General features: G+C 45.2%; 10 protein-coding genes. All 10 read left to right on the top strand.

Translation table 11 applies throughout. The annotated features are described in order from the left end of the window. Positions 1–7: 7 nt before the first annotated feature. Positions 8–1,690, top strand: coding sequence for a peptidylprolyl isomerase (locus tag J7K63_05675; protein ID MCD6234507.1), 1,683 nt, complete (start codon positions 8–10; stop codon positions 1,688–1,690). After that, the gene (locus tag J7K63_05670; protein ID MCD6234506.1) at positions 1,680–2,468 is read left to right on the top strand and encodes a peptidyl-prolyl cis-trans isomerase; all 789 of its coding nucleotides are present in this window, start codon (positions 1,680–1,682) and stop codon (positions 2,466–2,468) included. Before J7K63_05675 ends, J7K63_05670 begins: the two co-directional genes overlap by 11 nt. Beyond that, positions 2,449–3,735 carry a peptidylprolyl isomerase gene (locus J7K63_05665; GenBank protein ID MCD6234505.1) on the top strand — a complete coding sequence of 429 codons (1,287 nt, stop codon included), beginning with the start codon at positions 2,449–2,451 and terminating at the stop codon, positions 3,733–3,735. Before J7K63_05670 ends, J7K63_05665 begins: the two co-directional genes overlap by 20 nt. 223 nt (positions 3,736–3,958) lie before the next feature. Beyond that, positions 3,959–5,068 (top strand): DNA polymerase III subunit beta, encoded by a 1,110-nt coding sequence (gene dnaN / locus J7K63_05660; GenBank protein ID MCD6234504.1) that lies wholly within the window; start codon positions 3,959–3,961, stop codon positions 5,066–5,068. 50 nt (positions 5,069–5,118) lie between these two features. After that, entirely contained in the window at positions 5,119–6,213 is a 1,095-nt protein-coding gene (gene recF, locus J7K63_05655; protein MCD6234503.1) for a DNA replication and repair protein RecF, read from the top strand. Positions 6,214–6,282: 69 nt separating this feature from the next. Then, positions 6,283–6,558: a DUF721 domain-containing protein gene (locus tag J7K63_05650; GenBank protein ID MCD6234502.1), complete on the top strand. Its 276-nt coding sequence runs from the start codon at positions 6,283–6,285 to the stop codon at positions 6,556–6,558. 45 nt (positions 6,559–6,603) lie between these two features. Further along, positions 6,604–8,532, top strand: coding sequence for a DNA topoisomerase (ATP-hydrolyzing) subunit B (gene gyrB / locus J7K63_05645; GenBank protein MCD6234501.1), 1,929 nt, complete (start codon positions 6,604–6,606; stop codon positions 8,530–8,532). A 25-nt stretch (positions 8,533–8,557) separates the two neighbouring features. After that, positions 8,558–11,005: a DNA gyrase subunit A gene (gyrA, locus tag J7K63_05640; protein ID MCD6234500.1), complete on the top strand. Its 2,448-nt coding sequence runs from the start codon at positions 8,558–8,560 to the stop codon at positions 11,003–11,005. Continuing rightward, on the top strand, positions 11,002–11,685 hold the full coding sequence (locus J7K63_05635; protein ID MCD6234499.1) for a YggS family pyridoxal phosphate-dependent enzyme: 684 nt from the start codon (positions 11,002–11,004) through the stop codon (positions 11,683–11,685). Before gyrA ends, J7K63_05635 begins: the two co-directional genes overlap by 4 nt. Beyond that, on the top strand, positions 11,682–12,158 hold the full coding sequence (locus J7K63_05630) for a hypothetical protein (GenBank protein ID MCD6234498.1): 477 nt from the start codon (positions 11,682–11,684) through the stop codon (positions 12,156–12,158). The genes J7K63_05635 and J7K63_05630 overlap by 4 nt, the downstream gene beginning before the upstream one ends. The last annotated feature ends 21 nt before the right edge of the window (positions 12,159–12,179 follow it).

Genomic DNA, 12,179 nt, shown 5'->3' with positions numbered 1-12,179 from the left:
AGATTCAATGAAACATCGGTTATTTCTGTTTTTTCTCATACTGCTCTTGATGGTAACATCCTGTGAAAAAAAATTTGATGATCAAACCATTGCCTATGTGGATGGTGAAAAATATACCCTGGATGAATTGGCAGATTACTATTCCGCCGACTACCTCAGGAGCGTCTCGGCCAACGTGGTGAAAGAGCGGGTCAACGATTATATCAACATGATCCTGGCAACAAAGTACCTTAAGGAAACGGGGCGCTTTGACGATTACCGGTTGAAATACAAAATCCAGGTTAAAAAAGCCCGTGAATACGCCCAGGCCTTGTATGACCACGAGGTGTTTAAACAGCTGGTCGATGATGAAACCTATGATGAATTGTACAACCGTATAAAAGCCCAAAAATTAACCTGCCATATTCTCATAACTTACAAGAATCCCCAAAATCCGGAGACTAAAAGAACGGACAAAGAGGCCTTTGTGCTTATTAATCAGATCCGCCGGCGGGTCAATCCGGAAAATTTTGAATCCCTGGCGACAGAATATTCCGAAGACCCGGCCACTCGAAACAAGGGCGGTAACCTGGGATGGATCAAGGCCGGTCAGATGATTGCTGTCTTCGACAGTGCTCTGTTTGCAACAAAAACCGGCCAGATCAGTCCACCTTTCAAAACATCCTATGGATACCATATCATCTACCCGAAACAGGAGCGTTCCCTTGCCGTCAAATCCCGCGAAGAAGAAATGCCGCGCCTGAAAATTTTAGCCCGGAAATTATGGCCGGAACGATTTATCGAACGACAACGGGAATACATCGATTCACTGACACAAGAAAATCCCATCACGTTTTACCCTGAAGCAATAGAATCTTTTTACACTGTCTTTGATTCCATGATGTCTCAAAAAGGAAATGTCTTTAAAACACTGCTTGATATGCCCGACACTTTCCTCCTTGCCGAATACCCCGGCGTGAAGGTCGACAAAAACTGGGTTGTGGATTATATGGCCTTTTTTCTAGACCATGAAAAAATCCCACGCTTTAAATCGGCAGAAGATCTGACGGATTTCGTTCAGGATAACCATATTCTCGACCTGCTTGTCCGCACCGGGTCCAGATTGGATGTGGTGAAAAACGAAGACTTTCAAAGAAAAATCAATCGCTATATCCTCCGGACAGCACATGCATATTACTATAGTGTGGTTATTTACGAAGATCTGGAGCCAACGGATGAAGACCTTGCCCGGTATTATGTCCGGCACAAATCAAACTATATGATGCCGGAACGAGTGCACGTTCAGGAAATTCTTGTTTCAGACAGCACCCTTGCCCGTGAAATCCACAAAAAATTAAAAGCGGGGACCGATTTTGCCGGCCTTGCGGAAAAATACACCGAACGCCCTGTCGGGAAACGGAACCGGGGCTTACTGGATCCCTTTTACAAGGGACAATATGGTGAAATGGGCCGAAAGGCCTTTGAGATGAAGCCGGGAGAACTTTCGGAGCCCATACCCCTTAAAGATAAACGGTATTCCATCATTCAGGTAATTGAATTTTATCCTGAGGCCCCCATGGCCTACGACCAGATAAAAAAGAAAGTCGTTCAGGACTATATCCGGGACAAGCGGGCCGAGGCCAAAGAGAATGCCTTTAAAACCCTTTATGAAAAATATGATGTACAAATCAATCCTCTGTATGAAAAATAAATTGCTCTGGGTGCTGGTTTCGAGCCTGCTGATTACCTCCTGTACTGAAAAGGAGCCGTCTCACGCACTGGCCCGGGTAAACAAATCCTACCTGACCGAAGAAAACCTGAACCTGATTCCCACCATAACAGGGCCCGAATCTTCTTTGGAAACGGAAAGAACCCTGCTGATTGAAAACTGGGTTACCACTGAACTTTTATACCAGGAAGGTGTGAAACGGAAACTGGATAAAAACCCGGAAGTGAAAAACCAGCTCCTTCAATATCAGAAACAGTTGGTTGCCAACCAATACCTTCAAATGGAACTGGGAGACCAGTTGAGCGCTGACGACCAAGAGATTAATGAATACTATTTTCAAAACCGAGAACAGTTCAGAGTGGCAGTACTTACCCATAAAGTGAATGTCTATACATTTGAAACACCGGATGGCGCCCGTGATGCTTACCTTACCCTTCTTCGCAATAATCCCGACGCCGTCCAGGAAATAAAAAAAAACCATTTGATCAATACGCGATTTGTAAAAGAGAATACTGTTACTCCCAAAATCAGAAAGATTTTCTTTTCGGGCCGACCGCAGAAAATATCGGAACCTTTTTCTCACGAAAATGCGTACTTTGTTTTTGAAATCGTTGAAACCTTTCCACCGGAGTCCTACCTTCCTATCTCGGAAGTTCGCGAAGAGATCCGCCAGGAAATCGGCATCATGAAATACAACCGGGCATACACTGCCCTTATTCATAAACTCAGGAAAAAATCACATGTTGAAGTACTTAAGTAAAGGAATTCTTTTCATACTGTTCGGGCTCTTTCCTCTGAACGCCCAGCAACTGGTAGACGGTATCGCAGCGATTGTGGGACAGGAAATTATTTTATACTCTGATGTGCAGCAGCTTACCATAGAAATGCTGCGCTCTTCCGGCGCGAATCCATCCTCCATGACTGATAACGATTTTATGTCCATGCAAAATGATGCGCTGCATGAATTAATCAACATGGAAATAATCCTTCTTCAGGCCGAAGAAGATTCCATTGTTGTCCGGGAAAGGGATATTCAAACGTCTCTGGATCAGCAGCTTCAGCAGTATATGGATGTCTTTGGATCAGAAGAACAAATTGAAAAGGCTTTCAATCTGCCCATGAGAAAAATCCGCGAATTCCTATATGATCGTGTGAAAAGTTCTTTGATCGTACAACAAATTCAGAATGAGCGTTTCGGCAACATAAGCGTCAGTCGCCCGGAAGTGGTGTCTTTCTATAAAGAAAACCGGGATTCTATACCTGATATTCCGGAACGGGTCGATATCAGCCATATTTTGATGATTCCGAACCCCTCAGAAGATAAAGTGAACCAAAAACGTGAAGAGTTAAAGGCCTTAAGAGAACGAATCCTGTCCGGAGAAATTTCTTTCGACGAAGCGGCCCGTGAATTTTCTGCCGACCGTCCCTCAGCCGCTAATGGAGGAGAATTGGGTTTTTCACCTAAAGGTACTTTTGTTCCCAATTTCGAAAAAACCGCTTTTTCTCTGAAAGAAGGCGAGATTTCAGATATTGTGGAAACTCAGTTCGGCCTTCACCTGATAAAACTGGTAGAACGGCGGGGAGAATTGGTAAACCCGGCACATATCCTTTTTGAAATCAAGAAGGATGAAACAGATAACGCCAGAACTATCCACATGTTGTCCACAATCCGCGATTCAATCCTTTCTGGTGGGGGTTTTGAGGATTTTGCTCTTCGGTACAGCGAAGATCCTGATGTTGAAACCAATAAAGGGCATTTGGGAGAATTTCCTGTTAACACACTGCAGATTGAAGAATTTAAATCGGTTGTGGATACAATGAAAGAAGGGGAAATTTCCAAACCTTTTCAAACTTCTTTTGGTTATCATATACTGAAGCTTAATAAGCGGAAGCCTTCTGAAAGAATCACATTGGAAACCCATTATAATATTTTGGAAAACATGGCTGCATCACAAAAAAAACAGGAAGCCTGGAATCGTTGGCTGGATTCTCTTTATAAAAAGTTCTATGTTGAAATCAAAAGATAGTTATCCACATCTCCTGTTAATAACATGTTAATGTGTATGAACAACTTGACAAAATTACAAAATTCCTCTGAATTCATAAAACTTGTCCACATGAACAATAAAGTTATCCACAATTTTCAAGCGTCCAAAAAGCTTATTTTTTTTCACTTTACATGTGATATTCACACTTTCCACCCGTATATTATTATTAGTAATTTTTAAAAAAGAATAAGGAATTAATACAATGAAATTTACCGTTTCTAAAAATGATCTTTACCAATCACTGCAGAAGGTCTCAAAAGTAACCCCGATCCGTTCTACATTGCCTATCCTGAGTTGTATTCTTGTTACTGCTGAAGACGGAGAACTTCGTTTAAGAGCAACAGATCTTGAAATTACCATGGAAACATTCTGCAAGGCTGACGTGGAAGAAGGTGGTTCCATTGCTATACCGGGACGCATGATTCTCGACATTACATCTGAACTTCCCGAAACCGAGTTAACGTTTAGTGTTGATGGTGAAAGTATTGAAATTAAAACGCCTCAGGGTGGAGAATATCACATAACCGGACGGTCCTCTGCCGAATTTTCGGGTGTTCCCCTGATTGATGACAGTACGACCATTCTTTTTTCAACGGAAAAACTCCAGCGAATGGTTGAAAAAACCATCTTTTGTGTGAGTCACGATGAAATGAAAGCAGGCCTGAATGGTGTGCTTTTTCAGTTCCGGGAAAATTCCCTGCGGGGCGTCGCAACAGATGGGCACAAACTGGTCCAGCTGACCTATGAAAATTTTGAAAACGACACACTCGAGCGGGATGTGATTATTCCCGTTAAATTTCTTAATGTCAGCGTGGCCAATATCAAAAACGTTAATGAAGTGCGCTTCAAGGTGGGAAAAAATCATGTCATGCTGGAAACAGAAGAGAGTGTTATTTACACACGGATTATCGAGGAGCGCTTTCCGGACTATGAAAGCGTGATTCCTGTTAAAAATCCCAATAAGGTCCTTGTTGATATTGATACCTTTTTATCGGCTATTAAAAGAATTTCCATTTTTTCCAACAAAAACACTCACCAGATTGCCTTGACATTCACCGAAAACAAGGTTGTCATATCGACGGAAGATGTGGAAACGGCTTCTACGGCAAAAGAAGAATTGTCCCTCAGTTACGAAGGAGAACCTTTAACCATCGGGTATAATGCCGAGTATCTGAAGGAAGCCATCCGTCATATCGACGGGGAAAAAGCAAAAATATTTCTCAATACGCCCTTGTCAGCAGGACTTTTCTATCCTGAAGAACAGGCAGAAAATGAAAACCTGTTGATTTTGCTCATGCCTATCCGGCTTTAAGAATCAGAAGAAGGGCGGCAGAAACCGCCCTTTTTTGTATATTCTCCTTAATGATGTTGCAGACTTTAACACTCAGACATTTTCGCTGCTTTCAGAAGCAAACTTTTAACTTTTCTCCCGGCCTGAACATTCTGTTCGGTTCGAACGGGTCGGGAAAATCATCTGTTCTTGAAGCAATCTTTTTCAGTTGCCTTACCCGCTCTTTTCGAACGTCCCGGGACGCTGAAGCCATCATGCGGGATTCTGATCATGCTTTGATTAAAAGCAAATGGGAAAATTTGGGGACCGTTAAATTCACCCTGGTCCGGAATCTGGGAAAAAAATTGCTTCTGAATGATGCGCCCGTTGAACGGTATAGTGACTGGATCGGAAAATTGCCTGCCGTGGTCCTGTCTCCGGAAGATTCAGTGCTGACAAGCGGAACGCCTCAATTGAAACGTCAGTATTTTGACCGGCTTTTTTCCCAGGTTTCCCATGAATATTTAATCACCCTGATTCGCTATTCCAAGCTGCTGAAACAACGAAATGCGTATCTTAAACTTAAAAATGAAAAAAAGTCTTTCACTTACGATACCCAGCTTGAAATCTATGACGAGCAGCTGGCTCCTTTATCCCGGGAACTTTATATTTTCCGAAAGGATAATTTTGCTATTCTGAACGATTTTTTACAGGAATATTTTCGGGCTATCGACGAACGGGATATTCCTGTATTCATTGAGTACAAATCTTCCGTATCTGCTCCCGAAACAGACGACGCATATATCCATGATTTTTTAACTGAATCCAGTAGAAATATCCAAAATGAAATCTTGTTAAAAAGGTCCCTGCGCGGCGCCGGCTATGACCGGGTTGAATTTAAACGGTCCGAACAGGCCCTTAAGGCCGGGGCTTCCCAGGGAGAAAAAAAATTCTGGTTGGTCTGTATGAAGCTGGCTGAGGGTAAATATATTCAAAAGAAAGGTGGTATTGTACCGCTCTATTTATTTGATGACTTGTTTTCGGAACTGGATATTGACCATACCCGGAAATTGCTGAATCATATTCAGAATTTGAAAGAAATAATTGTTACGTCTACAGACCTTAGTGATTTAAGACGGCAGGGGATATCACTCTCCCCGGGATCGTTTAATATCATTGATGTATAGGCCCCTCAGACAGTTAATTTTGAACAATTACTCCTTCATATTTAAGGGTTAATTTTATAAATTTAAACGATGAAAAGTATTGAAGGTCCATTGAATGCTCTTTTGACGAGACTGACCGGCCCACGGGCGTTGATCGAATATAAAGCCTTTCGCAAATGGCGGGATGTTGTCGGAGAGAAAATTGCGGACGTCACGGAGCCCGAAAAGATTGTTTATGGAATTCTCTATGTCCGGGTCCGGGACCATGTGTGGCGCAATGAGCTTATGATGATGTCCGAAGAGCTTGTGGAAAAATATAGGACCCTCATGGGTGAAACGATTGTAAAAAAAATCAGGTTCATATAAACACCTGCAAGAAGCTTTGAATTAGAAGAAAGGAATCGGAAAGCAATGACGACAAGCGCTGCGAATGATTACAGATCAGATAAAATTACTGTACTTAAGGGACTTGAGGCCGTCCGCAAACGGCCGGCTATGTATATTGGGGATGTGGGAAAACGCGGGCTTCATCATCTGGTTTATGAAGTGGTGGATAATTCCATTGATGAGTCACTTGCGGGTTTTTGTGATAAAATCATTGTAACCATCCATCCCGATGAAAGCGTGAGTATCACGGACAACGGTCGGGGAATGCCGGTGGATTTGCATCCAACGGAGAAAATACCGGGTGTGGAAGTGATTATGACTATTCTTCATGCCGGCGGGAAATTCGACAAAGGCAGTTACAAAGTATCCGGTGGATTGCATGGTGTGGGCGTTTCCGTTGTCAATGCTTTGTCCGAAAAATGCCGGGTCCGGATTCACCGAAACGGGAAAATTTATGAACAGACTTATGAAAAAGGAGTGCCCACTAAAAAGCTTGAGATAATCGGCAAATCCCGCCAATCAGGAACTACGGTCACTTTTTACCCCGATAAATCCATCTTCACGAAGGTACTGTTTGATAAAGAGGTCCTGGAAGAGAGAATGCGGGAACTGGCATTCTTGAACCGGGATGTATCCATCACGCTGATTGATGAAAGATCCGGAGAAGAAAGTTCTTTTCATTACAAAGGTGGAATCCGGGAATTTGTTACCTATTTGAATGAGGCAAGGTCGCCCCTTCATCCGAAACCGGTGTATATCACCGGGGAACGGGAGGATGTGTATGTCGAATTTGCCTTCCAGTATAATGACAGCTATAATGAAAACTTTTTTGCCTATGTCAATTGCATTCACACGATTGAAGGGGGAACCCACCTGACGGGCGCCCGGACGGCCCTGACCCGGAGCCTCAATTCTTATGCCCTCAAGAACAACCTGTTCAAGGGAATTAAGAAAAACAATTTTTCCCTGAGCGGTGAAGATACCCGGGAAGGTATTACGGCCGTCATTTCGGTCCGGGTGCCAGAGCCTCAGTTTGAGGGGCAGACAAAGACCAAGCTTGGCAACAGCGAAGTTAAAGGAATTGTTGACAGCATCATCAGTGATGGTCTCTCCGAATATTTTGAACAAAATCCGTCCGTGGCCCGGAAGGTCATTGAAAAATCGGTTTTGGCAGCCAAAGCCCGGGATGCTGCCAGGGCGGCACGAGAGCTGACCCGCCGGAAGAATGCCCTGGACAGCAGCAATCTTCCCGGGAAACTCTCAGACTGCTCAATTAAGGATCCGGCATTGAGCGAACTGTTTTTGGTTGAGGGAGATTCTGCCGGAGGAAGCGCCAAACAGGGACGCGACCGTCGTTTTCAGGCGATTCTTCCCCTTCGTGGAAAAATCCTCAACGTGGAAAAGGCCCGGTTGGATAAAATATTGTCCAATAATGAAATCCGTACCATGATTACGGCCATCGGAGCAGGTATTGGTAAAGAAGAATTTAACATTGAAAAAATCCGATACCATAAAATTATCATTATGACGGATGCCGATGTGGACGGGGCCCATATACGGACACTCCTCATGACTTTCTTTTACAGGCAGATGTTTGATCTGATCAAGGACGGCTATGTGTATATTGCCCAGCCCCCCCTCTACCGCATCAAGAATGGAAAATCTCTGCAATATGCTTATGACGACGACGAGCTGGTCAAATTGCTGAAACGCTATGATGCCAAAACAAGATCCCGGGTGAATATTTCCCGGTATAAAGGGCTTGGGGAGATGAATCCGGACCAGTTGTGGTCAACCACCATGGACCCCGAAACCCGGACACTGAAGCAGGTCTCCATTGAGGATGCCGCCGCCGCCGACAGGATGTTTTCTGTCTTGATGGGAGAAAGCGTGGAATCCCGGCGCCACTTTATTGAAGCCAACGCAAAATATGTAAAGAACCTCGATATCTGACAGTGAAAAAAGGATAGGAGAAACATTGACCAATCAACGCATTATACCCGTAAATATTGAGGATGAACTTAAAGAGTCCTATATCGATTATTCCATGTCTGTAATCGTATCCAGGGCCCTGCCGGATGTCCGGGACGGCCTGAAGCCGGTTCACCGGAGGATTCTGTTTGGAATGAATGAATTGGGCGTTCAGCATAACCGCTCCTATAAAAAATCTGCTCGTATTGTGGGTGAAGTCATGGGTAAATATCACCCCCATGGCGATTCTTCCGTTTACGACGCCATGGTCCGGCTTTCCCAGAATTTTGCCATGCGCTATCCCCTGGTGGACGGACAAGGAAATTTCGGGTCGGTGGATGGTGATAACGCAGCCGCAATGCGGTACACCGAAGCGCGGATGACCCGCCTTGCCGGCGAACTGCTGGTGGATATAGAAAAAGAAACGGTGGATTTCCGCCCGAATTTTGATGAAACCCTTCAAGAGCCGGTTGTTCTGCCGACACAGGTCCCCAACCTTCTGGTAAACGGGGCGTCGGGTATTGCCGTAGGCATGGCGACCAATATACCGCCCCACAACATGGGAGAAATCTGTAATGCCCTCTCGGCGCTGGTAGACAATCCCGATCTGGAAATTCAGGATCTGATGAAATATATCAAGGGTCCGGATTTTCCAACCGGAGGTCTTGTGTTTGGTTCAGCCGGACTGAACTCCGCTTATCTGACCGGACGGGGCAAAGTGCAAATCCGGGCCCGGGCCTCTACAGAACAAATCCGGGGAGGAAAAGAACAAATTGTTATTACTGAAATTCCATACCAGGTTAACAAAAGCAATGTGATGGAAAAAATTGCAGACCTGGTTCGGAATAAGGTGATTGATGGCATCAGCGACCTGCGAGACGAATCGGACAAGGACGGTATCCGCATCGTGATTGAACTGAAGCGGGATGCCATCCCGGAAGTGGTTCTGAACAATTTGTACAAACACACACAGCTTCAGACCACCTTCGGCATAATTCTTCTGGCATTGGTGAACGGCGTACCCAAGGTTTTGAACCTGAAGCAGATACTTACTCATTTCATAGAATTCCGTCATGATATCGTTGTAAAACGAACCCGGTTTGATCTGAATAAAGCCGAAGAAGCGGCCCATATTCTGGAAGGTCTGAAAATCGCACTGGATAACATTGATGAGGTTATTAAAATTATCCGTGCCGCACAAGGTGTACAGGAAGCCCGGAAAAATCTCATCGCCCGTTTTAATTTCAGCGAAAAGCAGGCCCAGGCCATTTTGGATATGCGACTTCAGAAATTGACGGGACTGGAGCGGGATAAAATTGTTCAGGAATATCTGGAAAAACTGAAGTTGATTGAGAAACTGAAATTCATCCTTGAAAATAAATCCAAGCGGATGGAAATCATCAAGGAAGAATTTGAGTATATCAAATCCAGATACGGTGACCCCCGGCGGACGGAGATGATTGCCGACAGTGATGATTTTACTATTGAAGATATGATTGCCGATGAAGAGATGGTGATTACCATTACCCACAACGGGTTCATCAAGCGTTCTCCCGTCTCGGCCTACCGCTCTCAGAAACGCGGAGGTGTAGGCAAACGGGGTGCCGGAACCCGGGACGAAGATTTTGTGGAAAATCTCTTTATTGCATCCACTCATGAATACATGATGTTTTTTACCAACCTTGGGAAGGTGTACTGGCTGAAGGTCCACCAGATTCCTCAGGCCGGAAGGGCATCCCGCGGACGGGCTATTGTGAATCTTCTGGAGTGTGAAAAAGGGGAGAATGTCCGGGCATTTCTCAATGTCCGTGAATTTTCAGATGACCGTTTTGTCATTATGGCAACCCGGAAAGGGGTTATTAAGAAAACGGTACTGTCTGCATTCAGTCACCCCAGAAGAACGGGCATTTTGGCGGTTAAGTTCCGGGAAGATGATGACTTGGTCGGTGTGGATATTACCAACGGCGAGCAGGATATTATTCTGGGAACCCTGGAAGGGAAAGCCATTCGCTTCAATGAAAAACATATCCGCAATATGGGCAGAAATGCCTCCGGAGTACGGGGCATTACCCTTGCCAATAAGGAAGACCGGGTGGTGGATATGGTTGTGGTCAAACGGGAAGGAGCCAGCGTTTTGGCTGTCAGTGAACGGGGTTTTGGAAAACGCTCCGAAATTGTGGATTACCGGGTGACCAACCGGGGCGGAAAAGGCGTGATTACCCTGAAAACACTCCCCAAAATCGGGAAAATGGTGGCCCTCAAAGAAGTGGTTGACACAGACGACCTGATGCTGATTACGGTTCAGGGGCTCCTTATCCGGATGCACGTCCGGGATATCAGTGTATATTCCCGCAATACACAGGGTATAAGACTGATCAATCTGAAACCGGATGATAAAATCAGCTCGGTTGCCTACCTGAAAGAAGATGAAGAAGGCGAAAACGGCGAAGAATGACAAAAACCCTCGAAGAAAATCTTTTACGTATCAAGGCGGATATCAAACAACTGTCTCCCCACCCCGACAGGGTAACGCTGGTTGCCGTCACCAAACGTTTTCCCGTCTCCGTTATGAAGCAGGCCGTGGACCTGGGCATCCGTAATCTGGGAGAGAACCGGATGCAGGAGGCCCTGGAAAAATTCGAAAAGGAACCCTTTCCCGGCGTGATCCGCCATTTTATCGGTGTGCTTCAATCTAACAAAGTTCAGAAGTTTGTGGATCATTTTCACTGGCTGCATAGCCTGGATCAGCTGAAAACAGCCCGGAAAATTCACGAGAAGAAATCCCACGTGAATATTTGTATACAGGTGAATACAAGTAGTGAAAAATCAAAAAGCGGCCTTCCGCCGGACAAGGTGCAGGACTTTGTCAGAATCTTGTATAAAGAGACCCCGGCCCTGCATATTCGCGGACTCATGACCATGGGGCCGTTAACAGATGATGAAAACAGAATCCGAAAAGCCTTCCGCCTCCTCCGGGAGATTGGAGATTCTCTCCGGCCCTTCGAAACGGATACCTTTTCTTTCAGGGAATATTCCATGGGCATGTCCGGAGATTACCGCATTGCCCTGGAGGAGGGTGCTACGATGCTGAGGATCGGACAGGGCCTTTTCGGACCGAGACCGGAGAACCTATGACACAAATAAAAAAGATTCTCATTGCAGACATGACAGACCAAAACCTTTTTCCGAACGGAACGGTTGCCGATGTCATAACTCTTTCCCGGGAAGGAAATCCCGATATTTTTCGGCCCTATGATATGTTGATATTTACAGCGTTTGTGCCTGCATTACCGGAGGATATTGTCTGTGTGAAAGATTACATCAATGCCAGCGGGATCAACCCCCTGGTGGGAAAAAACAGGGACGACCTGGGTCCGCGTTTTCCGGACATGAGTTTCGTCTTTAGCCCCCCGGTTAGCCGAAAGATTCCATCAGCAATTGTAGCCGCCGGCGATATAGATAAACCTAATACCATTCGGTGTGATCCACTGGTATGGAATGCCATTCTGGGATCCCATCAGAAGAAAAAAATTCTGGGACTGCTTTACCGCGACCGCGCGCAGGTAGAAGCGTTGATTGAAAAGGAGTTAAAGACGCTGAAAAAATAGCGCCTAAAAACGGGAGGAAAC

Source organism: Candidatus Neomarinimicrobiota bacterium, assembly GCA_021157965.1.
GTDB lineage: Bacteria > Fidelibacterota > Fidelibacteria > Fidelibacterales > Fidelibacteraceae > Fidelibacter.
This window is presented reverse-complemented; position numbering and strand designations above follow the sequence as displayed.